This is a genomic window from Microbacterium sp. ZW T5_56, assembly GCF_044987425.1.
Taxonomy (GTDB): domain Bacteria; phylum Actinomycetota; class Actinomycetes; order Actinomycetales; family Microbacteriaceae; genus Microbacterium.
Map to the genome: position 1 here is coordinate 30,167 of NZ_JBJDRI010000002.1, position 22,720 is coordinate 52,886.

20 protein-coding genes are annotated in these 22,720 nt (G+C 68.4%); 3 read left to right on the plus strand and 17 right to left on the minus strand.

The window, feature by feature from the left end; all coding sequences use genetic code 11:
• Positions 1-8: 8 nt before the first annotated feature.
• The 7 genes from tmk to ACI3KU_RS01570 form a co-directional block, all read right to left on the minus strand.
• Positions 9-638, minus strand: a complete 630-nt coding sequence (tmk, locus tag ACI3KU_RS01540) for a dTMP kinase (protein WP_404920522.1) — start codon at positions 636-638, stop codon at positions 9-11.
• The gene (topA, locus tag ACI3KU_RS01545; RefSeq protein ID WP_404920523.1) at positions 635-3,484 is read right to left on the minus strand and encodes a type I DNA topoisomerase; all 2,850 of its coding nucleotides are present in this window, start codon (positions 3,482-3,484) and stop codon (positions 635-637) included. The genes tmk and topA overlap by 4 nt, the downstream gene beginning before the upstream one ends.
• Before the next feature lie 498 nt (positions 3,485-3,982).
• Entirely contained in the window at positions 3,983-4,300 is a 318-nt protein-coding gene (locus tag ACI3KU_RS01550) for an Rv3654c family TadE-like protein (protein WP_404920524.1), read from the minus strand.
• A gap of 60 nt (positions 4,301-4,360) precedes the next feature.
• Entirely contained in the window at positions 4,361-4,732 is a 372-nt protein-coding gene (locus tag ACI3KU_RS01555; protein WP_404920525.1) for a TadE/TadG family type IV pilus assembly protein, read from the minus strand.
• Positions 4,729-4,920, minus strand: a complete 192-nt coding sequence (locus tag ACI3KU_RS01560; protein WP_404920647.1) for a DUF4244 domain-containing protein — start codon at positions 4,918-4,920, stop codon at positions 4,729-4,731. Before ACI3KU_RS01560 ends, ACI3KU_RS01555 begins: the two co-directional genes overlap by 4 nt.
• Positions 4,921-5,105: 185 nt before the next feature.
• A complete protein-coding gene (locus ACI3KU_RS01565) occupies positions 5,106-5,954 on the minus strand; it encodes a type II secretion system F family protein (RefSeq protein ID WP_404920526.1) in 849 nt (282 codons plus the stop codon).
• Between the two features lie 25 nt (positions 5,955-5,979).
• Complete coding sequence (locus ACI3KU_RS01570) at positions 5,980-8,346, minus strand: TadA family conjugal transfer-associated ATPase (RefSeq protein WP_404920527.1); 2,367 nt, start codon at positions 8,344-8,346, stop codon at positions 5,980-5,982.
• A gap of 364 nt (positions 8,347-8,710) precedes the next feature.
• Between ACI3KU_RS01570 and acs the strand changes: the two genes are divergently transcribed.
• On the plus strand, positions 8,711-10,678 hold the full coding sequence (gene acs, locus ACI3KU_RS01575; RefSeq protein ID WP_404920528.1) for an acetate--CoA ligase: 1,968 nt from the start codon (positions 8,711-8,713) through the stop codon (positions 10,676-10,678).
• A gap of 62 nt (positions 10,679-10,740) precedes the next feature.
• On the opposite strand, the gene ACI3KU_RS01580 is transcribed toward acs, so the two are convergent.
• The 8 genes from ACI3KU_RS01580 to ACI3KU_RS01615 form a co-directional block, all read right to left on the minus strand.
• Positions 10,741-12,369: an ABC transporter ATP-binding protein gene (locus ACI3KU_RS01580; RefSeq protein ID WP_404920529.1), complete on the minus strand. Its 1,629-nt coding sequence runs from the start codon at positions 12,367-12,369 to the stop codon at positions 10,741-10,743.
• Positions 12,366-13,418: a serine hydrolase domain-containing protein gene (locus ACI3KU_RS01585; protein WP_404920530.1), complete on the minus strand. Its 1,053-nt coding sequence runs from the start codon at positions 13,416-13,418 to the stop codon at positions 12,366-12,368. The genes ACI3KU_RS01580 and ACI3KU_RS01585 overlap by 4 nt, the downstream gene beginning before the upstream one ends.
• The gene (locus ACI3KU_RS01590) at positions 13,415-14,491 is read right to left on the minus strand and encodes a mandelate racemase/muconate lactonizing enzyme family protein (RefSeq protein ID WP_404920531.1); all 1,077 of its coding nucleotides are present in this window, start codon (positions 14,489-14,491) and stop codon (positions 13,415-13,417) included. The genes ACI3KU_RS01585 and ACI3KU_RS01590 overlap by 4 nt, the downstream gene beginning before the upstream one ends.
• Positions 14,488-14,967 carry a GNAT family N-acetyltransferase gene (locus tag ACI3KU_RS01595; protein ID WP_404920532.1) on the minus strand — a complete coding sequence of 160 codons (480 nt, stop codon included), beginning with the start codon at positions 14,965-14,967 and terminating at the stop codon, positions 14,488-14,490. The genes ACI3KU_RS01590 and ACI3KU_RS01595 overlap by 4 nt, the downstream gene beginning before the upstream one ends.
• Positions 14,964-16,124: an anhydro-N-acetylmuramic acid kinase gene (locus ACI3KU_RS01600; RefSeq protein WP_404920533.1), complete on the minus strand. Its 1,161-nt coding sequence runs from the start codon at positions 16,122-16,124 to the stop codon at positions 14,964-14,966. Before ACI3KU_RS01600 ends, ACI3KU_RS01595 begins: the two co-directional genes overlap by 4 nt.
• A 76-nt stretch (positions 16,125-16,200) precedes the next feature.
• A complete protein-coding gene (locus ACI3KU_RS01605; RefSeq protein ID WP_404920534.1) occupies positions 16,201-17,085 on the minus strand; it encodes an ABC transporter permease in 885 nt (294 codons plus the stop codon).
• On the minus strand, positions 17,082-18,053 hold the full coding sequence (locus ACI3KU_RS01610) for an ABC transporter permease (RefSeq protein WP_404920535.1): 972 nt from the start codon (positions 18,051-18,053) through the stop codon (positions 17,082-17,084). The genes ACI3KU_RS01605 and ACI3KU_RS01610 overlap by 4 nt, the downstream gene beginning before the upstream one ends.
• Positions 18,054-18,119: 66 nt before the next feature.
• The gene (locus tag ACI3KU_RS01615; protein WP_404920536.1) at positions 18,120-19,694 is read right to left on the minus strand and encodes an ABC transporter substrate-binding protein; all 1,575 of its coding nucleotides are present in this window, start codon (positions 19,692-19,694) and stop codon (positions 18,120-18,122) included.
• 153 nt (positions 19,695-19,847) lie between these two features.
• Here ACI3KU_RS01615 and ACI3KU_RS01620 point away from each other — a divergent pair, with 153 nt between their 5' ends.
• Together ACI3KU_RS01620 and ACI3KU_RS01625 are read left to right on the plus strand one after the other, a co-directional pair.
• Positions 19,848-20,744, plus strand: coding sequence for a MurR/RpiR family transcriptional regulator (locus tag ACI3KU_RS01620; RefSeq protein ID WP_404920537.1), 897 nt, complete (start codon positions 19,848-19,850; stop codon positions 20,742-20,744).
• Between the two features lies 1 nt (position 20,745).
• Positions 20,746-21,897 (plus strand): MFS transporter, encoded by a 1,152-nt coding sequence (locus ACI3KU_RS01625; protein WP_404920538.1) that lies wholly within the window; start codon positions 20,746-20,748, stop codon positions 21,895-21,897.
• Positions 21,898-22,022: 125 nt separating this feature from the next.
• Here ACI3KU_RS01625 and ACI3KU_RS01630 read toward each other — a convergent pair whose 3' ends face one another.
• Positions 22,023-22,490: a RidA family protein gene (locus ACI3KU_RS01630; RefSeq protein WP_404920539.1), complete on the minus strand. Its 468-nt coding sequence runs from the start codon at positions 22,488-22,490 to the stop codon at positions 22,023-22,025.
• Between the two features lie 2 nt (positions 22,491-22,492).
• Positions 22,493-22,708 (minus strand): DUF4177 domain-containing protein, encoded by a 216-nt coding sequence (locus ACI3KU_RS01635; RefSeq protein ID WP_231091843.1) that lies wholly within the window; start codon positions 22,706-22,708, stop codon positions 22,493-22,495.
• Between the last annotated feature and the right edge of the window lie 12 nt (positions 22,709-22,720).

Sequence of the window (22,720 nt, forward strand, 5' to 3'; positions counted from 1 at the left end):
CTGTGTGGTCAGTGCAGGCGGGCGACGACCGCTGCGCGGATCCGGTCGGCGATCTCGTCGACCGAGCCGGCGGCGTCCACGATGAGGAAGCGCCCCGGTTCGGCCTCCGCGAGTGCCAGGTAGGCGGCGCGCACGCGCGCGTGGAAACTGTCGCCCTCTGCCTCGAGTCGGTCGAACGGCTTGTCCGCCGCGTTCAGACGCGTGCGGGCGGTGGATTCGTCGATATCGAGCAGGATCGTCAGATCGGGCAGCGCACCGTCGGTCGCCCACAGCGAGAGGTTGCGAACCTCGTCAGCATCCAGCACCCGCCCGGCCCCCTGATACGCGACCGACGAGTCCAGGTACCGATCCTGCAGCACGACGTCACCGCGCTCCAGCGCCGGACGCACGACAGTGGCCACGTGGTGGGCGCGATCGGCCGCGTACAGCAGCGCCTCGGCGCGCGGCACGATGTCGCCGCGATGGTGCAGCACGATGTCGCGGATGAGCTGCCCGACCTCGGTGCCGCCCGGCTCGCGGGTGCGCACGACCGTGCGGCTCTGCTCCTCAAGCCACGCAGTCAGCAACTCGGACTGCGTGGTCTTCCCAGACCCGTCTCCGCCCTCGACCGTGATCCAGAGGCCGTGCGGCGTACTCACTCCGCGGCGTCCGTCGTCTTCTTCGCGGCAGGCTTGCGGGTCGTGGCCGGCTTCTTGGCGGCGGTGGACTTGGCGGCGGCGGACTTCGTCGCCGTCGTCTTCGTCGCCGTCGTCTTCGTCGCCGTCGTCCGTGCGGTGGTCGTCTTCTTCGCCGCGGCAGTCGTCTTCTTCGCCGCAGTGGTCGTGGTCTTCTTGGCCGCCGTCTTGCGCTTCGGGGCCGGCCCCTTGGCGCGCTTGTCGGCGAGCATCTGCACCGCGATCTCGAACGTGACGTCGTCGGGCGTCTGGCCTCGCGGGATCGTCACGTTGGTCTCACCGTCGGTGACGTACGCACCGAAGCGCCCATCCCGGATCCGGATGGGCTTGCCGCTGACGGGGTCGGCCTCGAACTCCTTGAGCGCACTGCTCGCGCGGCGAGCACCGTACTTCGGCTGTGCGTAGAGCTCCAGCGCCTCGGGGAGGGTGATGTCGAAGATCTGAGACTCCGTCGGCAGGGAGCGGGAGTCGGTCCCCTTCTTCAGGTACGGCCCGAATCGGCCGTTCTGGGCGGTGATCTCCTCCTCCGTGGCGGGGTCGACGCCCACCACGCGCGGCAGGTCGAGAAGCTGCAACGCCGTGGCGAGATCGAGGGTGTCCACCGACATCGACTTGAAGAGCGACGCGGTGCGCGGCTTCGGCTCCTCCACCTTCTTGGTGCGGCGCTTGGGCTTCTCCTCGACCTCTCCGGTCTCCTCGTTGACGTCCTCATCCGACGGCGGATCGATCTCCTGCACGTACGGACCGAATCGGCCGTCCTTGACGACGATCAGCTTGCCGTTGCTGGAGTTCTCCCCGAGCACCCGGTCACCCGCGACCGGTGCGTCGATGAGTTCCTGAGCCTTGGCGGCCGTGAGCTCGTCCGGCGCGAGGTCTTCCGGGATGTTGACGATACGCGGCTTCGCATCAGGGGCCGACGGATCCGCCACCTCCAGGTACGGTCCGTACCGACCGAAACGCAGCGTGGCGTTGTCGGTGATGCGGGTGGCGTTGAGGGCGCGCGCGTCGATCTCGCCGACGTTGTCGACGATGTTGCGGAGCCCGGTGTGATCGTCCGAGCCGAAGTAGAATTCCTTCAGCCAGTCGGCACGGTGCTGCTCGCCGCGGGCGATCGCGTCGAGGTCATCCTCGAGCGCGGCGGTGAAGTCGTAATCCACCAGCTCGGAGAAGTTCTCCTCCAGCAGGCGGACCACGCTGAATGCCATCCAGCTGGGCACGAGGGCCTGGCCGCGCTTGCTCACGTAACCGCGATCGATGATCGTGTCAATGATGCTGGCGAACGTCGACGGACGACCGATGCCGCGCTCTTCGAGTGCCTTCACCAGCGACGCCTCGGTGTAGCGGGGCTTGGGGGTGGTGCGGTGGTCCTTCGCCTGAACGTCGGAGACGCCGACGGACGAGCCGACAGCGAGCGCGGGAAGGGACTGGTCGGCTGAGGCGTCAGAGTCGCGGCGACGCTCGTCCTTGCCCTCCTCGTACGCCTCAAGGAAGCCCTTGAACGTGTACACGGTGCCCGACGCAGTGAACTCTGCGGACTGCCCAGCGGCGTCGACGGCAATGGTGACCGTGGTGGTCTCGAACTTCGCGTCGGACATCTGGCTGGCGACCGTGCGCTTCCAGATGAGGTCGTAGAGGCGCAGCTCGTCACGATCCAGAGCGGACGACACCGACGCCGGGGTGCGGAAGTGCTCACCCGACGGACGGATGGCCTCGTGGGCCTCCTGAGCGTTCTTGGACTTCGACTTGTAGAGGCGGGGCTTCAGCGGCACGGCCTTCTCGCCATACAGCGACACGGCCTGCTCGCGTGCGGCGGTGATCGCCTGCGAGCTCAGCGCGACCGAGTCGGTACGCATATAGGTGATGTACCCCTTCTCGTAGAGACGCTGCGCGGTGGACATCGCGATCTTCGCCGTCATCGAGAGCTTGCGTCCGGCCTCCTGCTGGAGGGTGGACGTGGTGAACGGAGCATACGGGCTGCGGGTGCCGGGCTTGGCCTCGACCTTGGTGACTTCGCCCGTACCGGTCGTCGTGACGGCGGCGGCCAGCGCAGTGGCGGCGGCTTCGTCGAGAACGACGACGGCCTTCTTCAGCTCACCCTTGTCATCGAAGTCGGCACCGCGCGCGAGGGGCGCGCCGTCGAGGCGGACGAGGCGGATGCCGAAGGCGGCACCGGAGGCCGAGGCTTCCGCCTCCACGTCCCAGTACGCAGCCGAGACGAACGCCATGCGCTCACGCTCACGGTCAACGACCATTCGCGTGGCGGCGGACTGCACCCGGCCGGCGGACAGGCCGGGCTGAACCTTGTACCAGAGGACGGGGCTGACGTCCCAGCCGTAGAGACGGTCGAGGATGCGGCGAGTCTCCTGGGCATCGACCAGTGCGGTGTCCAGCTCGCGGGTGTTACCCACGGCGGCCTGGATCGCGTCCTTCGTGATCTCGTGGAAGACCATGCGCTTGACGGGAACCTTGGGCTTCAGGGTCTCCAGAAGGTGCCACGCGATGGCCTCGCCCTCGCGGTCTTCATCGGTGGCGAGCAGGAGCTCGTCGGCATTCTTCAGAGCTCGCTTGAGTTCGCTGACGGTCTTCGTCTTGCGCTCCGAGACCACGTAGAACGGATCGAAGTCGTTGTCGACGTCGATGGAGTACTTCCCGTACGCCGCCTTCTTGTCAGCGGGGATGCTCTTCTTGTCGGCGAGGTCACGGATGTGCCCCACTGAGGACAGCACCTCGTAGTCGTCACCCAGGTAGCCCTGGATGGACCGCATCTTCGTCGGAGACTCGACGATGACGAGCTTCTTGCCGTTTGCCACGGAGCGTCCTTCCTTCGACAGCACACCATACACGCCGTTTTCGCGGCGGTGGCTGTGACGCACATGATCGGGTCCCGCGGTGGAGGGAGCTCCATCTGCGGGTCGGGAGCCGGATCGGGGCGCGGTGGGCGCGATGATCGGGGGCTGATCAACCAGCCTACGGCCTGTTCATGATGGTTCGGTGCACGCCTCCCGGGCACGTCTCAGCCGAGCGGAACTAGCGCCTCGGGCGCAACGTCAATCGAGCGATGCGGCTCACGCGTTCCCTCCGTCGAGCTGGCGCCCGCCCCGGTTGTCACGTTCACCGCGCCACGCTCGGTGGCGGGTTCGACCAGCCTGAGCGTGTGGTCGTCGGCTGGCAGAGGGCCGATAACCCTAGGGCCGACCGACGACCACGCGCGCAGGTCGTGCTAGCGGCTGGGCTCATGACCCAGCGTCCATTTGGCTGTGCGTGCGCCCGCGGTGCCTCTCATCCAGGCGGCCCGGCACGAGCACGCGTCATCCAGGCGGCCCGGCACGAGCACGCGCAGCGGCGGTGAGAATGCCTCGGTTCGCATGCACCACCACGGTCGCGACGGCACCGCTCACAGCGCACCAGTCCACGACAGCGCCGTTGGCCGCAGCGACGTCGCCGGCCCGGACGCAGGGGTCACCGGGAATCACCCCGGTGACCGCATCAGCGGCCGCGAGCGCGGCGGCGTCCGCGGCAGCAGCCGCGCGCTGGGAGAGCACCCCTGCCTCGCCGACGATGACGGCGCCCGTCAGAAACGTGCAGGTGGCGACCAAGACGCTGACGGCCGTTGCCACACCGGACATTCGTCCTTCCTTTCTCTCTGGCTCATCGATGGGGAGCGACGTGGTGGACACGTGCCTCTGTCACAGACCGCCCGACAGCGCGCATGCGCGGGCCGAGATGGTGATGGTCGCTTCACCGAACAAGGGCATGGGCGCAGAAGCGCTCACGCACACGAGGTCGCCCTCGGTGCCTGAGCCGACCTGTGCTCCGGGCACAGCGGCCGTAACCGCTGCCGATGCTCTCCCACCGTCTTCGCCACGGGCGAGCAGGCGGGCGGCGTCAGCCACGGCGTCTTGGAGAAGCACTCGTTGTCCTTGCGCCGAGACTGCGCCGACAGCGAGTGCCAGCACCAGCAGCACGGCGGGCAGCGTCACGGCGAACTCCGCCGCGACGCCGCCCCGTTCGTCGCGCCGCGCTCCCCTCGTGAACGAGACCACGGCACGACGGATCACGGCACCGAGAGTGCGCGGTGGACCAGGTCGGTGAGGATGCCCCGCACCTCGTCGGATCTCATGATGACAACCAACATCCCGGCAAACGCCACCGCCGCCATGGTCGCGATGGCATATTCCGCGGTCGCCGCACCGCTCTCGTCGCTCAGCGAGGCGAGCAATCGGGTGGGGCCCGTTCCCGATCTGATCGATGGCAGAGCACCGCGCTGGACGGCTGCTGCGATCTGCGCACGCGAGCGCCTCCGGGTCGCTGCACTGGTCAAGGTGTTCATCTCTTCTCCTGTTCATGGGCACGGTTTGCGGGCAGGGCACGTCGGGGACGGAATCAGCGAGCCGATCCGGGTTCGGGAGGACGGGGGAGCGATGCGGATCATCACCACACCACCGGCGTTGAGGCAAGCACGCTGAGGATCATCGGCGCGACGCCGAGCAGGAAGAAGGCCGGCAGAGTGCACGCCCCGAGCGGGAGCAGCAGCCGACTGCCCAGTTGTGCGGCGGCGAGTCGCCCGCGGGTGCGTGCGCTCTGGCGATCATCCGCTGCCGCGGCTCGGAGCAACTCGGCCGCGGGGACGCCCGCGACCCGGGACAGCTCCAGGACCCGCGTCGTGGTGCTCTGGTCGCCGCCCGGATCAGCGTCTTCGACGAGGGCGGAGGCGCGAGAAGCCGACGCTCCCCCGGAGAGGGCAATCGCGGTGAGCTCCGCGCGCAGCCCGGGCATGTCTGTTCGCCGCGACGCCGATCGGATCAGACGAGCGGACCACCAGCGGCCGAGGAGCATCATGCCGGCACCGCCGATCACGCTGGCAGCACCGAACGGAGTGCCGACGACCACCCCGAGGATGTCGAAACCCAGCGCACCGCCGAGGACGAGACCCGCGGCAGGCAACCAGCTCATCAGGCGGGCGGTCATCGCTGGTTCAGCGAGAGCGATGGCGACATCGTCCGCCGCCTCAGCCGCGTCGCGCGCGGCCCCGGCGATGGCGCGCAGGCTCTCAGCGAGCGGAGCACCTACCTCGGCGGCGATCCGCCACGCACCGGCGACGGCACGCCAGTGCTCGCCCTCCTGCTCTACCGAGTCTGCGACACGTTGACCGCTGCGCATGCGCGCGACGATGGACTCCGCCGGCCCGCCGTCGACCTCCGCGACGAACTGCCATGCCCGTTCCGGCGCGATCCCGGCGCGCAGAAGTACCGCCAGACGCTGCGCCGTCTCCGCGACCACCCGACGTTGTTCGGCGCGGCGTCGGTCAGCGCCCCGCATCGGAGGCGCTCTCAGACGTAGCGGGCACCGACGGTGCCGGCACGAAGGTCCACGCCCCGCTGCGGTAACGCTCACGCGCCGGAGTGGGGACGACGTGCTCCTTCGGACGCGGTAGAGCAACGGCGTAGTCCGCGGTGTCGTTATCAGCGGTGTCGTTCTCGGTGATCCGATGACCAATCGCGCCGTTGCCGATGGCGCGACGGTCTGTCGTTCCCTTGTCGGTGGCCCGATGGCCAATCGCGCCGTTGCCGGTGTCGTCGCGGCGCGTTGTGCCGGTGCCAATGGTCCCGCGGTCGGGCGCGCCGTTGCCAATGGCCCCACGGGCGGGCCCACCGTTGTCGATGGCACCGCGGTCAGGCTCGCTGTCGCCCGTGGCGCTGGCGTCCCACCCCGCGACAAGGCGAGCCCATTGCGCGTCGAGCTCCGCCGACGTCAGCGCCGGTTCAGTGCGAGGCGCACGCAGCGCCCGCATGCTCCGCTCACTCCACCCCCGGTCATCGGGAGTGTCGCCGTCTTCGGACCCGTTCCTGTTGGGAGAGATGCCACGATCGAACGACGACCCACGATCGAGCGAAGCCCCACGATGGGGGGAAGAGTCACGATGGAGGGAAGAATCGCGGTCGAAGGAACTACCGCCTTCATGCGAACGACCGCTGTTCCCCGAGAGGCCATTCTCCCCGGACCCCTCATCCTGCGCCCCACCATCCTGCAACCCACCATCCCGCGGGGACGTGCCGCGAGTTCGCGGTGAGTCGTGAGGGCCGGCCGGGGCTGACCGCGGCGAGATCCTGAGACGCTCTCGCCACTGGTCGAAGGTTGGCAGCACGCCACGGACCGCATCCTCGGAACCTGCTGTGCTGTCGGGATCGGAGCTGGCCTCCGGCGTCGTCCGGCGCCGGCGAAGCGCCGGTTCGGTCGCGCCCACGGAGCGATCGGGGATCCGGCGCGGCGTCTGGTGGGACATCGCCGAAGTCGATGAGGCCGCAGGCCTCGTGTCGGTGATCGCCAGCGAATCGCGGCTCGATGCGGCGACACGATGCCAGTCGCCGTCTGCGGTGTAGTGCGATCGGGCCACGGCCTCGCGTGCCGGCCGACCATCGTCGGGGTCGACCGCACGTGGAGGCCGCTCCGCGCGAACCTCGGCCACACGAGTTCGCGGCGGAACGAACCCTCTGCCGGAAGCGGCACCCGCCCGAGCCGCAGCTCCGGAATGCGTGTCCGCCCCGGCTCCTCCGACGGCGCTCACTCCGGCCGCAGCAGGCACCTCCGACCTGGGCGTCGCATCGCGGGCCCCCGCCCCTGCCTGTGCCGGTGATTCTGCCGCAGCCACCGCACGGCGCCGTGATCGACGTGTCACCGCGGGAGCAGGGATGTGCGGAACCTCCTTCGGCACCACGAACAGCCGGCCGTCGACGATACGGAACTCGCCTACCGCCGCGACTCGGCGCCGTCCGTCGGCGTCACGCTCGAGGTGGATCACGAACTCGATGGCGCTGGTGACTTGCCGTGCGAGCGTCGTCTCGTCAAGCCCGGCCAACGCGCCGAGAGCCTCCAGCCGAGTCGCGACGTCGGCGAGACTGTTGGCGTGCACGGTGCCCGCCCCGCCGTCATGCCCGGTGTTGAGGGCGCTCAGCAGCTCGCGCACCTCAGCGCCACGGCATTCACCGATGACCAGGCGGTCAGGCTTCATCCGCAGAGCTTCGCGGACCAGTCGCGCGAGACCGACCTCCCCCGCGCCCTCCAGATTGGCCTGCCGAGACTCCAGTGCGACGTGATGCGGATGATCCAGCGCGATCTCCGCCACGTCTTCGATGGTGACGATCCGCTCGGTCGGCGGAGCTTCACCGAGGAGCGCCGACAGCAGCGTGGTCTTGCCGACCCCGGCGGCACCGCTGACCAGCAGGTTCGCTCGACGCGCCACCGCCTCCCGCAGCACCATCTCGAGACTGTGATCGATCATGCCCTGCTGCACGAGGGTGGCGAGAGTCGTCGCGGCGAAGCGCGGGATGCGGATGGACAGCGTCGTGCCAGCAGTCGCGATCGGCGCCAGGACCGCGTGAACACGGATGCCGCCGCGCAGCCGAACATCCACGCACGGATGTGCGTCGTCAACGTGCCGCCCGCCCTGCGCGATGAGCTCGGAGGCCAGTTCGCGCACCTCGCGTTCGGATGCGGTCCAGTCGGGAACGGGCTCGGTTCCGGAGCCCCGATCGATGAACATTCCGCGCGAGCCGTTCACGAACACGTCGGTGACGAGCGGATCCTCCAGCTGCGCGCGAAACGGAGCGAGAGCATCCTCGATGGCGATTTCCTGCGCCTTCGGCGCGGGTGCGATGACGAATCCAGGTCCCATACCGCGAGCGTAGGCAAGCCGCGGGGAGGCTGGAGCGAGAAGGCTCGGGACGAGAAGAACTTCGCGGCCGAACACGCTTGGGGAGAGACAGAGAGAAGGTGGCATCCCGTGGGGGGGAACAGGATGCCACCTGACGCGATGACCGCCCTTGGGGGTGCGGCGGCCTCGCCCATGCCAGGATCTATTGATCGGCCAGCACCGATCTTACGCATCCGGTGGCACCGAGCACAAGCCATGTTCAGACCCCTCACAAACCGCCGTGCACTACTCCTTTCCGGCAGTAGTCTGGGCGCGAGGAGCGAAGTAGATTCGCCACAGCCGCGATGGAGCGGCCTTCGTCATTTCATCGCAAAGGAGCATGCGCATGAGCAGTCAGATCGATCACCTGTTGAACGAATCACGACGATTCCCGCCGACGGCCGAGTTCACGGCACAGGCCAACGCCACGGCGGATCTCTACGACGAGGCCGCCGACTGCGAAGCCTTCTGGGCGAAGCAGGCACGCGATCTGATCACCTGGCACACGCCCTTCACGGAGGTGCTCGACTGGTCCAACCCACCGTTCGCGAAGTGGTTCGCCGACGGAAAGCTGAATGTCGCCTACAACTGCCTGGACCGTCATGTCGAGGCCGGCAACGGCGACCGCGTCGCGCTGCTGTGGGAGGGCGAGCCGGGCGATTCTCGTGCGGTCACCTACGCCGAGCTCACCGACACGGTCAAGCGCATGGCCAACGTGCTTGAGGGCCTCGGCGTCACCCAGGGCGACCGCGTGGCGATCTACATGCCGATGATCCCTGAGGCCACCGCTGCGATGCTCGCGTGCGCACGCATCGGCGCGATCCACTCGGTGGTCTTCGGAGGCTTCTCCGTGGACAGTCTGCGTTCGCGCATCGATGACGCCGGCGCGAAGGTCGTCATCACGGCCGATGGCGGCTACCGCAAGGGTCGTGTCTCCTCTCTGAAGCCGGCCGTGGATCAGGCGCTTGCCGATCGCAACGGCGAAGGCTCCCAGGCCACGGTGGAGCACGTGATCGTGGTCAAGCGCGGCGAGAACGAGATCGCCTGGGACGCCGAGCGCGACATCTGGTGGCACGAGGCCGTGGAAGCCGCGAACCCCGAACACGAGGCGCAGGGCTTCGACGCCGAGTCGCCGCTGTTCATCCTGTACACCTCGGGCACCACGGGTAAGCCCAAGGGCATCGTGCACACCTCGGGGGGCTACATCACTCAGGCCGCCTACACCAACCGTGTGGTCCACGACCTGCACCCGGAGACCGACGTCTACTGGTGCACCGCCGACATCGGCTGGGTCACCGGCCACACCTATGTGACCTACGGTCCGCTGGCGAACGGCGCGACGCAGGTGATGTACGAAGGAACGCCCGACGCGCCGCACCCGGGCCGCTGGTGGGAGATCATCCAGAAGTACGGCGTCACGATCCTGTACGCGGCACCCACGGCCGTACGCTCGTTCATGAAGACCGGTCGCCAGATCCCCGAGCAGTACGACCTGTCCTCGATCCGCCTCCTCGGATCGGTGGGCGAGCCCATCAACCCCGAGGCGTGGATGTGGTACCGCGAGGTCATCGGCGGCGGTTCGGCCCCGATCGTGGACACCTGGTGGCAGACCGAGACGGGCGCGATCATGATCAGCCCGCTGCCCGGTGTGACCGAGCTTACGCCCGGATCCGCGCAGATCCCGGTCCCCGGCATCGACGTCGCCATCGTCGATGAGGCCGGAAACCCGGTCGAGGACGGCAACGGCGGGCTGCTCGTGATCACGCGGCCGTGGCCGAGCATGCTGCGCGGCATCTGGGGCGACCCGGATCGCTACGTGGAGACCTACTGGAAGATGTTCGCCGACAAGGGCTACTACTTCGCCGGCGATGGCGCGCGCAAGGACGAGGACGGCGACATCTGGCTGCTCGGTCGCGTGGATGACGTGATGAACGTCTCCGGCCACCGCCTGTCCACCGCTGAGATCGAGTCCGCGCTCGTCGCACACGAGGCCACCGCGGAAGCAGCTGTGGTGGGTGCGAACGACGAGACCACCGGCCAGGCCGTTGTGGCGTTCGTGATCATCAAGGAGAACTACATCAAGACGCATCAGGTGGACGGCCTGGCCGACACGCTGCGGCTCTGGGTGGGACAGCAGATCGGACCGATCGCACGCCCGCGCGACGTCTACATCGTCGGCGAGCTGCCCAAGACCCGCTCCGGCAAGATCATGCGTCGACTGCTGCGCGACGTCGCCGAGGGTCGCGAAGTCGGCGACACCACCACTCTCGCCGACACCGCCGTGATGAGCGTGATCTCCAAGCAGGTCAAGTAGTCACCCCACATACGCGAAGGCCCGACTGTTCCCGCTCCGGAACGGCCGGGCCTTCGTCCATCTCAGGCGAGGCCGAGCTCCGCGCCAGGAATAGCCGCCAGCAGCTCCCGCGTGTACTCGTGCTGCGGTGCGTCGAAGATCTGCTCCGGGGTGCCGCTCTCCACGATCCGACCGCGCTGCATCACGTGCACCTCGTCCGAGATCATGCGCACCACGGCGAGGTCGTGGCTGATGAAGAGGTAGCTGAGTCCAAGGCGCTGCTGCAGGTCCGCGAGCAGGTCGAGGATCTGCGCCTGCACCAGCACGTCCAGCGCCGACACGGCCTCGTCGAGCACGACCAGCTCCGGCTCGAGAGCGAGGGCACGAGCGATCGCCACCCGCTGACGCTGGCCGCCGGACAGCTCGTGCGGCAGGCGCGTGGCCATCGCCGCGGGCAGCGCCACGCTGTCCAACAGCTCCGCAACGCGGGCGCGCCGCGACGCGGGCGTGCCGACGCGGTGCACCGCCATCGGCTCCTCGATGCTCTGCTGCACCGTATAGCGCGGGTCGAGAGAGGCGAACGGATTCTGGAACACCGGCTGGATCCGGCGGCGCAGCGCGAACATCTGCCGACGTCGTGCACGCGCGATGTCGATGCCGTCGATCGTGATCGTGCCGTTCGTGACATCCTCGAGACCCAGCACCATGTTGGCGGTGGTCGACTTGCCCGACCCGGACTCCCCCACGATGGACACGGTGCGTCCGCGCGGGATCTCAAAACTCACACCGTCGACGGCGGTGAACGTGGTGGGACCGCCCGCCACGGGGTTGCGCAGCGAGAACACCTTCGTGAGGTCCGAGACCACGACCAGCGGCTCAGCGGACGTGACCGCGCGCTCCGGCAACGGCTCGCGACGACTGGACAGACTGGGGGCCGCCGCGATGAGCTGCTTCGTGTATTCGTGCTGCGGGTTGCGCAGCACCTCATCGCTGGTACCCGTCTCCACCACGTCGCCGCGGAACATCACGACGATCCGATCGGCACGTTCGGCCGCGAGCGCCAGATCATGAGTAATAAGGAACACGGCGGTGCCGAGCTCGTCGGTGAGGGTGTCGAGCTGATCGAGGATACGCCGCTGCACGGTGACATCGAGCGCCGAGGTGGGTTCATCAGCGATCAGCAGTCGTGGTCGGCAGGCCAGCCCCATAGCGATCAGCACGCGCTGGCGCATACCACCGGAGAACTCATGCGGGTACTGACGCGCGCGGTTTCGAGCGTCGGGGATGCCGACCATGTCGAGCAGCTCGATGACGCGCTCGGTGGTCTTCTCGCCCTTGGTGAGCCCGTGCACCTCCAGCGCCTCGCCGATCTGATCCCCCACGCGCATCAGCGGATTGAGGTTGGACATCGGGTCCTGCGGCACGAGGCCGATACCCGCGCCACGCAGGCTCACCATCTGATGCTCGCTGAGCTCGGTGATCTCCCGCCCGTCGAAGCGAACGCTGCCACCGGTGATGCGCCCGTTCTCGGGAAGCAGCCGGTTGATCGCCGCCGCGGTCGTCGACTTCCCCGAGCCGGATTCACCGACGACGGCGACGGTCTCGCCCGCTGCGACGTCGATCGAGACGCCCTTCACCGCGGTGACGGTCTCGGATCCGGAGCGGAAGGCGATCGAGAGGTTCTCGATGCGCAGAACGGGTTCCGTGCTCATGATGTGCTCTCCCAGGTGAGGTTCGGGACCGCGCTGAGCGCGTCGGTCCAGATGGAGTCGGTGGTTCGCGGCTCGGGTGCGAGCAGGCGATTGCTCAGCACGGCCACCGCGGTGGCGGCTTCGGGAAGAACGCCGAACGCGCATCCGGTGAAGCCGGGGTGCCAGATGATGCGGTAGTCGAAGCCGTCCAGACGGGCTCGGCCCGTGCGCCAGCCCAGCGCCTGACCGGGATCTGCACCCTCGGTGAAGAAGTCAGCGACGACGCGCTCGTCGACGAAGTCCCCGGAGAGCAGCGCGCGTCCCAGTGCGAGCAGATCCGCAACCGTAGTGAAGAGGCCGGCATGACCGGAGACGCCTCCGAAGGCGTGTGCGGCGTTCCCGTCGTTGACGACGCCGCGGATGTCCGCCGCCCGCCAGGTGAATCCTGGGTCGGTGAGCAGGACGGGATACGGCTCTCCGGTGCGCACCATGCGCTGCTCGGTCGCGTCACCGTGACCGCTGACCACCGCGTCGGCCACCGGCCCGTACCCGGTCGAGGTCAGCCCCAGCGGCTCGGCCACGAGTGCTCGCACAGCCTCATCGAGGGGTGCGCCGGCAACCGCCGACACGATCCGCCCGAGAATCATGAAGCCGAGGTCCGAGTAGTGCCGTCCGGCACCCGGCTCGTAACGCAGCGGCAGCTCGCATACCGTCTTCCACGGATCGGACGTGAAGTAGAGCGGCTGCCATTCCCACAGCCCGGCTCGGTGAGTGAGAAGGTCGCGGATGCTCGCGTCCGCCGCACTGCGCAGCTCCGGCAGGATGCTGCCTGCGGGGACGTCCAGATCGAGCGCGCCGTGGGAAACCAGACGCATCAGCGCCGATGTGGTGGCGGCGACTTTGGTCACCGACGCGACATCGAATCTCGATGAGGGCGTGACCGCGTGTCCGGCTCCGTCCACACCGCCCGCGGCGATGTCGATCGCCTCGGTGACGGATGTGCCGACGACAACACCGCTGGGTGGGTTCGGCCCGGTCAGGATCCGTGCGACGGCTGCCCTGGCGCTCATCTCGTCCCCTCCGTGATGGTCTGAATCCCGAGCCCCGGGAGGCTGCTCAAGATGATGCGGTCCTCGTCGTAGTGCGCCCCGCCCACAACAGGTGATCCGACGAGCCAGAGCCCGCCATCCAGGTCGTGGACGCGATCAGGCGCGCAAGCGCCCGCGACGGCTGCGGCGGACGCCACACCCACCGCGCTCTCCAGCATGCAGCCGACGAGCACGCCGACCCCCGCATCGTGCGCCCGTGCGGCGAGGCGCAGCGCGGCGGTGGGGCCGCCGCTCTTGGCGAGCTTGAGGTTGACGGCATCGGCGGCACCGAGCGCGAGGATCCGATCCAGATCGTCGGCGGTGCGCACCGCCTCGTCCGCGAGAATCGGGATACCCACTCGCCTCCGCACCTCGGCCAGGCCGGCGATATCCGCGGCAGCGACGGGCTGTTCCACCAGCTCGATCGCGATGCCCGCGGACTCGACGCCACGAAGGCATTCGATCGCGTCCTCGGTGCTCCACGCCTGATTCGCGTCGATGCGGACCCGGACATCGTCGCCGATCGCGGACCGAACGGCGCGCATCAGGGCCACCAGGTCGGTCGCCGCATTCACCTTCAGTTTGATCGTTCCGAATCCCTGCGCTACGGCCGTACCGGCGGCCGCTTCCGTGGCGGGAATGGATGCAGCAGAGAGAGTCATGTCCGTTCGAACCGACAGCGATCCGGCACCGAGGCCAGCGCCAAACGTCTCCCCGGCGCGCTGCGCGGCCAGGTCCAGCACAGCGCATTCGACAGCGCTGCGCGCTGCGGCGTTGCCCCAAACGGCGGCCGAGATCGCGTCCGGCAGGTCTGGATCGGCAGCATCGCGCCCGCGCATCGCGTCGGCGAGCGGTCCCTCGACGGCGGCCGTCACGGACTCGGGGCTCTCCCCCGTCACCCGCCAGCTCACCGCCGCTTCACCCCAGCCGGACCGTCCGGAGTCATCACGCGCCTCGACGAGTGTCACGTCGAGGTGATCCGCGCGACGCACGGCGGTGACGAATGGCTGCGCGAGCGCGAGCCGACGGCAATGGACCAGGAGCTGTGTGATCACACGATCACCTTCTCCATCTGCTGTTCCGTGCTGCCGAACTCCTCTTCCACACGGGTGGTGCCGGTCGGCTCCCACCCTCGGGACCGGTAGAACGCCACCGACGGCGCGTTATCGGCGAACACCCACAGTCGCGCGCGATCGAAACCGGCTGCGGCGATCCGCGCGACGGCCGCATCGAGCAGTGTCGATCCGATGCCGGCGCCATGAATGTCGGGATCGACATACAGCGAATGGACGTCGTCAGCCGACCAGCGCGTCACGCCGACGACTGCCCCGTCGCGCACGGCCACGAGACTCGCACCTTCCGCCGCGTCGAGCACTCGACGCCACAGGGCAGCCGCGCGCTCATCCGTCGTCGCCGCGATCGTCTCATCCGCGAGGATTCCGCGATAGCTCTCGCGAAAGCAGCGGAGGAACAGCGCGGTGATCGCCGCATGATCATCGGCAACAGCAAAACGGAGGGTGAGAGGAGTCATGCGGATTCCAGGCGCAGGTCTCGCAGCACCCGAACGGGGGCGGGAAGCTGCAGCGGCCCGGCACCGGGCGTGATCGTGCCGAGCACCCGCGGTTCGCGCGCACCGGTGCCGCCCGGGACGATCGCGGGAACAGCGTGCAGTGTGCACCAGCCGATGAGCGCGAGGAGGATCGCCTCCTTGGCATCGGCAGGAGCACCCAGCTCGTCGGCCAGCACGACCTCCGTGCCGGGAAGGCCGGCGCGGAGCCCTTCGAGGATCACCGGGTTGCGCACGCCTCCGCCGGAGACCGCGAGGTAGCCGACGTCCGCGCGACGGACGTCGTCCACGATCGTGCGAATCGTGAGTTCCGTCAGGGTGGCGATGAGATCGGCGGGAGCCACCTCACGGCCGAGCGCCGCAACGTGCTGGTGGACGTACGGCAGGTGGAACAGCTCCTTGCCCGTGCTCTTCGGGGCCGGTTGCTCGTAGTACGGCTCGGTGAGGAAGGACGCCAGCAGCTCGTCATCCACGGTGCCCGAGCGAGCGATCGTGCCATCGGCGTCGAATCCCAACGGGTTCAGGCCCAGGTCGGTGACCACTGCGTCGATCAGGGCACCGGCAGGACCGATGTCGTACGCCACCACCGAGCCGTCGCGGATGACGGTGACGTTGGAGATGCCGCCCATGTTCAGAGCCGCAGCGGTGCCGCGACCGCGCAGCAGCAGTTCGTCCAGGAACGACACGAGCGGTGCGCCGTGGCCGCCCGCGGTGATGTCGCGAATCCGCACGTCCGAGATCACGGGTGCGCCGGTCAGCTCCGCGATCCACGCGGGCTGGCCGATCTGCAGCGTTCCGCGCGCATGCCCGTCCTGCACCCAGTGAAACACCGTCTGTCCGTGGGAGCAGATCGCATCGACCTCACCCGCGGCGGCGATGGAGGATGCCGCAGCATCGGCGAAGGCCTGGCCCACCAGAGTGTCCAGCTCGCACATCTCGGCGAACGTGGTGGGACGCGGCGGCAGCGCGTCGATGATGCGCTGGCGCAATGCCGGCTCGTACGGGGTCTCCGCGGTGTGCACGACGCGGCCCACGAGGTGGCCGTCGCCCTCTTGGAAATCGACAATCGCGGCATCGATCCCGTCGTGGGACGTGCCCGAGATCAGTCCGAGAATGCGCATGGGTACTCCTGTTCCGACGCGGGGCGCCGGGATTGCGAGGCGGGTGCCGCCGGGTGAACGGCACGAGGGGGTCGGATCATCGCTTGCCCCGGTTGCGGGGATCGAGACTGTCACGCAGGCCGTCACCGAGGAGGTTCAGGCCCACCACGAGCAGCACCACCACGACACCGGGCGCGATCATGGTCCACGGCGCCACCATGATCAGCGTGCGGGCCTCGAAGATCATCGATCCGAGCGAGGGCGCGGGCGGTGGGGCGCCGAGGCCGAGGAAGCTCAGCGCCGCCTCTGTGAGCACCGCCCACGACAGCGACAGTGTGACCTGGACGATGATGATCGAGGTCAGGTTGGGGATCACGTGACGAAACACCGTGGTGATGCTGGACTGGCCGGTGCTCTTGGCCGCCTTCACATACTCCACTTCCCGCAGCGTGAGCACGGGTCCGCGCGTCACACGGATGAAGATCGGCACGTAGACGATGGCGATCGCTACCGCGATGGTGAACCAGTTCCGCTCGAACACCGAGGCCAGCGCGAGAGCCAGCAGCAGCGGCGGGAAGGCGAACAGAATGTTGGTGATGGCCGTCACGACGCCATCCGAGATGCCACGGTAGAAGCCGGCGAACACACCCGCGAGGGTACCGACGACGGTGGCGAAGGCCACGGCGACCACGGCGATGAGACCGGAGTTGGCGACACCCGCGGCGACTCGTACGAAGACGTCGCGACCGAACTGATCGGTGCCGAACCAGTGCGCACCACTCGGCGGCTGCAGGCGGGACGGCGGATCCTGCGCCAGCGGGTCGTACGGCAGCCAGCCGAATGCCGACGCGAGGCTCAGGAGCGTGAGGATCATGACGAGGATCAGGCCGATAAGGCCCGACCGGCTGCGCAGCAGCAGGCGAACGCGTTCGCGCAGCTGACCGCCGCCGGGGGCGATCGCGGTGGTGGAGAGGTCGCTCATGATGCACGCACCCGGGGGTCGATGATCCGGTAGAGGAGGTCCGTCAGCAGGTTCACGATGACGAAGGACAGCGCGATGATCAGCACCGTCGACTGCACCAGTGCGTATTCCTTCTGCTGGATCCCCAGCAGCACCTGGCGACCGATCCCGGGCAGCGAGAAGATCTGCTCCACCACGACGGCACCGCCGAGGAGGTAGCCGAACTGGAGTCCGGTCATCGTGACGATCGGCACCAGGGCGTTGCCGAGGACGTGGGTGAACTGCAGGCGCCGCGCGGGCACTCCCTTGGCGCGCGCGGTGCGGATGAAGTCGTTGTTGCGAACCTCCAGCACCGCCGTGCGTGTCGTCCGCATGATCGGGGCCGCGATGCCGAACGCGAGCACGAATGCGGGCATCAGCATCTGCTGGAGGTTGAGGCCCGGATTGACCCACAGCGGGGCGTATCCCTGGCCGTTCGGGTTGTAGCCGAACGATGCCGCGAACACCGCGAGCAGCGCGGTTCCCAGCAGGAAGGCGGGGATCGAGAGCCCGGCAAGGCCCACCACCTGGCCCACGGCGTCGCGCGGCGAGTCGGGCTTGGACGCGGAGAGCATGCCGAGCGGGATGCCGATCACGAGCGCCAGCACGATCGACAGGAGAGCGAGCTCGATCGTCACGGGCAGCGAGGCCGCAGTGAGATCGGCGACGCTCATCTGCGCGCGGGAGGAGAACCCGAGGTTTCCGACGAAGATGTTGCCGAGCCAGGAGAAGAACTGCACGATCAGCGGCTGGTCGATGCCGTAGTAGGCCTCCAGCGCCTGCCGCTGCTCGGGCGTCAGCGACGCGCCCTCTGTGCCCAGGCTCGCGGTGATCTGGTCGCCGGGGATGGCGCGCAGCATCACGAACACGAAGACGGCGACGCCGAACAGCGTGCCGATCGCGGCGAGGATTTTCCGCAGCCAGACGTTGCGGAGGATCGATCTCAGCATGGATCAGCTCCCGTGGGGTTCGTGTGAGCGTGCGGGGCGGGCGCGATGCCCGCCCCGCACGTCGGATCAGTTCAGACCGGTGGTACGCAGCGACTGCAGCGAGCCGTTGGCCATCGGGGTGAAGCCGGTCACGTTCGACGTGGTGGCGGTGTAGGTGTAGCTCGTGAACATCCAGATCCACGCGGCGTTGTTCTCGAGCTCGTCGGAAACCTGCTCGTAGATCTTCTTGCGCTCAGCGGGATCGCTGGTGGCCTTGCCGTCCGCGAACAGCTTGTCCAGTTCGGGCGAGCTGTAGCCCGCCACCTGGTTCAGGTTTCCGGTGCTGGTGAAGTAGCGCGAGTACATGCCGTCCGGGTCCGGACGACCACCGTTGAGAGCGACGGCAGCGTCGAAGTCGCCGGCCTTCCAGCGCTCGACGTACGCACCGGACTCCAGCACATCCAGCTTCAGCGTGATGCCGGCCTCCGCCAGCTGCGACTTGAGGTTCTGCGCCTCGTTCACCGAGGTGGCGTACTCTCCCTGCGACACGATCGTGGTCAGCTCGACGCCGCCCTCCTTGCCCGCCTTCTTCAGGTACTCCTTGGCCTTGTCCAGGTCGCGAGTGGGGCAGGGGCGGGCGTCCGGGTCGGAGCGGTAGGCCGGCGACGTGATGGGTCCCGTCACCTCGCCCTCGCCGAGTGCCGCGGTGTCCAGCACCTGCTGGCGATCGACGGCGCACTGAATGGCCAGGCGGACGTTGACGTCGGAGACGGCGTCCTTGTGCGCGTTCAGCTGCAGAGCGTGGTAGCTCAACTGCGGGGTCTTCTCCACCGTGATGGTGCCGGTCTCAGCGGTCTGGGCCACCAGCGGGTCGTTGAACACCGCGAACTGCACGTTGCCGGACTGCATGGCCGACACGATCGAGGACTCGTCCGGGATCACGCGGAACTCGACCGAGTCGAGGACCGCCTTGTCGCCCCAGTAGGCCTCGTTGCGCTTGAGCGTGATCGACTGGCTCGGCGTGCGGCTGTCGAAGCTGAAGGCACCGGTCCCGTTGGGCTTGGTCTCCAGGGACGCCTCGGCGTCATCGCTGGAGAGCATCGCCATGTTCACGACGGCGAGGTTGGCGAACAGGGCGGCGTCCGGCGACTTCATCGTGAGCACGACGGTGCTCGCGTCCGGTGCGGCGACCGAGGCCACAGAAGCCAGCGATGCGGCCGAGACCGCGGCCGTGTCCGGGTTCATGATGGCCTCGAGCGAGTGCTTCACATCGGCCGAGTCGAAGGCGCTGCCGTCGGCGAATGTCACGCCGCTGCGCAGCGTGAAGGTGACGGTGAGGCCGTCTTCGGAGACGTCCCACTTCTCGGCGAGTCCGGGAACCACATTCAGGTCCGCGTCGAACTCGGTGAGCGTGCCGTAGAGGTTCTGCAGCACGTTGACCGCCTGGAACTGCGTGGCCTTCCACGGGTCCAGGGTGTCGGGGTCGCTGGTCACACCGATGACGAGCGCGCCGCCCGCAGCGGCAGCACCGCTGCCCTCGGGTGCCGAGCTCGGCGACGTGGTGCCACCACCGGAGGTGCAACCGGTGGCGACCAGCGCCAGCGCGGCCACGAGGCCGGTCGTAGCGAGGGTGACGCGCATCCTGCGCGATCCTGCGTTCATGAGGACTCCTCTTCAGATGCCTCGCCTGGCGATGGGTGCTGTGCCGCCGAGGAGAGCATCGGTGATCTCGATTGGCACAAAAGTACACCAGAACGTCCACAGATGAAACTTTTTTCCACGCACGGTAGTGTCATGCCCGAAAGAGGAGTTCCGATGAGCCCAACGACCGCCCGCGATGATGCGAGCGCGACCACCGTCCTCGTCCGCATGCGGGCGATGATGCCCGAGCTTCGACCCACGGAGAAGCGGATCGCCGACTTCTTCCTCGGTGACCCCCTCACCGCCGCGGAGACGTCCGTCGGGCTGATCGCCACAGCATGCGACACGTCCACCACCTCGGTGATGCGCTTCGTTCAGCGCCTCGGTTACGCGCACATGAAGCAGCTGCGCGCCGATGTTCTCGCCGCGAGCGTGAGCGAGCGACTCATGGCCGAGCGACTGACCGAGGCCCGAGGCGACATCGAGCGCGACGACAGCATGGACGACATCGTCGCCAAGGTGTCACTCGCCGAGACCCTCTCGATCGCCGACACCGCGCGCACGCTGGATACGTCGGAGCTCGCTCGCGCCGTGGAGATCGTGTCGCGCGCGGCGCGCGTCGATGTCTTCGGACTCGGGGCGAGCGCTTTCATCGGCCTGGATCTGCAGCAGAAGCTCAACCGCATCGGCCGCACTGCGCTGTCCTGGAACGACGCCCACGCCGCGTGGACGTCTGCGGCAACGTACGACGCCACGAGCGTCGCGATCGCGGTCTCCCACTCCGGAAACACCAGCGACACGGTCGAGTACCTCTCATTGGCCCGGGCCCGCGGTGCGGCCACGATCGCCATCACGAATCATGCCGGTGCACCGCTCGCCCAGCAGGCCGATATCGTCCTCACCACGGCGGCGCGCGAGACCGGGTTCCGCTCCGGCGCCCTGGGCAGTCGCATCGCCCAGCTGATGGTGGTCGACTGTCTCTTCATCGGCGTCGCAAGCTCGGACTACGACGCGTCGATGAGTGCGCTGCACTCCACGTACGACGCCATCCAGCGCATGCGAAGCCGCTGACGTGAACGCGCGCGCAGCGGTCTACCTGGCATTCGCCGGGCTCGGCATCACGACCGCCACCTTCCCCGCCCTCATTCCCGCCCGAGCTGCGGCGGACGGCGAGCAGGTGCTGCTGGCCGCCCCGATGCTGTTCTTCGGGCTGCTGATCGGTGTGCTCGTGACCACCGCCGTTGGCGCGCGGCTGCGCCCGACGCGGATCGCAGGGATCGGGTCCGCGATTCAAGCTGTCGCGCTGATCGCGATTCTCGTCTCTCCCGGAGCCATCGGATTCATCGCGGCGGCCCTGATCGGCGGACTGGGGTTCGGCGTCTCCGAGGCCGCCGGAAACCTCATTGCCCGGGCGGCAGCGCAGTCCGCGGGAACCGCCGGACTGCTGGCGCGACTCACCGGCGTGGTGGCGGTGGTCGCTGCCACGGTGCCGCTGTTGTTCGCGGTTGCTGCCGTCGATGTGTGGCGGATCGTCCTCGTGATCGCGCTCGCCGCCGGGCATGCCGTGACCGGTGCGCTGTTGTGGCGCTCGCCGCTGCCCGTTTCACGCCCGGCGAGCAAGGGAGCACGGCTGGGCCAGCGCACGACGCTGCTCGTGGTCGCGGTGACGCTCGCGCTTTTCGTGGGCGTGGAGAGTGTGTTCGCAGGCTGGTCCGCGGTGTTCGGAGAGCGTCTGGCGCACCTGTCCCCCACCGCCGCGTCGATCGCGACCACGATGTACTGGGGTGTCGTAGCCGTCGGCCGCTTCGGTTTCGCCGTCCTCGTGCACCGGGGGCATCCGCCGCGGCGCACCTTCATCCTCGGGATGATCCTCGCGACTGTGCTGCTCGGAGTCGCAGCGACCGTTCGCGACACCGCACCACTCGTGGCGCTGGGATGCATCGCGATCGTGGTCGCCACCCTCGCCACCGGCTATGCGGCACTGGTCGGCATCGGACTGGACACGGCGTCCGACGCGCAGGCTCCTCGCGTGGTCGGGATCCTGGTCGCCTGCGGCGCGACCGGCGGGACGGCGATCCCGGCTCTCCTGCTCGCCACGACCGGCGATCCCACCGCGATGGCGGCGCTCCTGATCTGCGCGGCACTCACCGCCGTCATTGCCGTCATGTCGGGTGTCGTCGCTTCTCGACTCGCCTCCGTGGCGGCGTCCTCCCACGGTTCTTGAGCACTCTTGTTCTGGCTGGTGCGGTTGCTGAGCGAGCGACGCGAGACGTCGGCGCTCAGCAACCGTGACGCCGAACGCACGAACGGCCTCCACCATCGGGCGGAGGCCGTTCACCAGGCAGGTCGTCAGGCGACGGTGAAGATCACCTCGACCTCGACGGGCGCGTCGAGGGGAAGCACGGGCACGCCCACGGCGGAGCGTGCGTGCACGCCGGCGTCGCCGAAGATGTCACCGAAGAGGACCGAGGCGCCGTTGATGACACCCGGCTGTCCCGTGAACTCGGGCACGGACGCCACGAAACCGGTGAGCTTGAGCACCCCGGTGATGTTGTCGACGCCGCCGACGATCGCCGCTGCGGCGGCAAGCGCGTTCAACGCCGACTGACGCGCATACGACTGTGCGTCAGGCGCCGGAACAAGCCCGTGTCCCTCCCCCACCTTGCCGGTGGCGGGAAGCGCGCCGGAGACCATGGGAAGCTGACCCGACGTGTAGACGAGGTCACCGTGGCGGACCGCCGGCACATAGGCGGCGACGGGTGCCGCGACCGGGGGAAGCTCGATGCCGAGCTCGGCGAGACGTGCGGAAACGGTCATGCTCACTCCTGGAACTGCTGGGCGGCCTGCGCCGCGGAGGCGAGGCCGGTGTTGGCGGGTGCCGCGTCCGTGACGGGGCGCTTGAAGTAGCCGACGAGACCGCCCTCGGGTCCGGTCACCACCTGCACCAGCTCCCAGCCCTGCTTTCCCCAGTTGTTGAGGATGGCTGCGGTGTTGTGGATGAGCAGGGGCGTCGTCAGGTATTCCCACGTGGTCATTGAAAGCTCCGA

What these genes read in the sequence shown, in the direction of transcription:
- ACI3KU_RS01550 (WP_404920524.1), bottom strand. Translation starts at nt 4,300, where the DNA reads ATGTCCGGTGTGGCAACGGCCGTCAGCGTCTTGGTCGCCACCTGCACG.
- ACI3KU_RS01570 (WP_404920527.1), bottom strand. Translation starts at nt 8,346, where the DNA reads ATGGGACCTGGATTCGTCATCGCACCCGCGCCGAAGGCGCAGGAAATC.
- acs (WP_404920528.1), top strand. Translation starts at nt 8,711, where the DNA reads ATGAGCAGTCAGATCGATCACCTGTTGAACGAATCACGACGATTCCCG.
- ACI3KU_RS01580 (WP_404920529.1), bottom strand. Translation starts at nt 12,369, where the DNA reads ATGAGCACGGAACCCGTTCTGCGCATCGAGAACCTCTCGATCGCCTTC.
- ACI3KU_RS01585 (WP_404920530.1), bottom strand. Translation starts at nt 13,418, where the DNA reads ATGAGCGCCAGGGCAGCCGTCGCACGGATCCTGACCGGGCCGAACCCA.
- ACI3KU_RS01595 (WP_404920532.1), bottom strand. Translation starts at nt 14,967, where the DNA reads ATGACTCCTCTCACCCTCCGTTTTGCTGTTGCCGATGATCATGCGGCG.
- ACI3KU_RS01600 (WP_404920533.1), bottom strand. Translation starts at nt 16,124, where the DNA reads ATGCGCATTCTCGGACTGATCTCGGGCACGTCCCACGACGGGATCGAT.
- ACI3KU_RS01605 (WP_404920534.1), bottom strand. Translation starts at nt 17,085, where the DNA reads ATGAGCGACCTCTCCACCACCGCGATCGCCCCCGGCGGCGGTCAGCTG.
- ACI3KU_RS01610 (WP_404920535.1), bottom strand. Translation starts at nt 18,053, where the DNA reads ATGCTGAGATCGATCCTCCGCAACGTCTGGCTGCGGAAAATCCTCGCC.
- ACI3KU_RS01615 (WP_404920536.1), bottom strand. Translation starts at nt 19,694, where the DNA reads ATGAACGCAGGATCGCGCAGGATGCGCGTCACCCTCGCTACGACCGGC.
- ACI3KU_RS01620 (WP_404920537.1), top strand. Translation starts at nt 19,848, where the DNA reads ATGAGCCCAACGACCGCCCGCGATGATGCGAGCGCGACCACCGTCCTC.
- ACI3KU_RS01630 (WP_404920539.1), bottom strand. Translation starts at nt 22,490, where the DNA reads ATGACCGTTTCCGCACGTCTCGCCGAGCTCGGCATCGAGCTTCCCCCG.
- ACI3KU_RS01635 (WP_231091843.1), bottom strand. Translation starts at nt 22,708, where the DNA reads ATGACCACGTGGGAATACCTGACGACGCCCCTGCTCATCCACAACACC.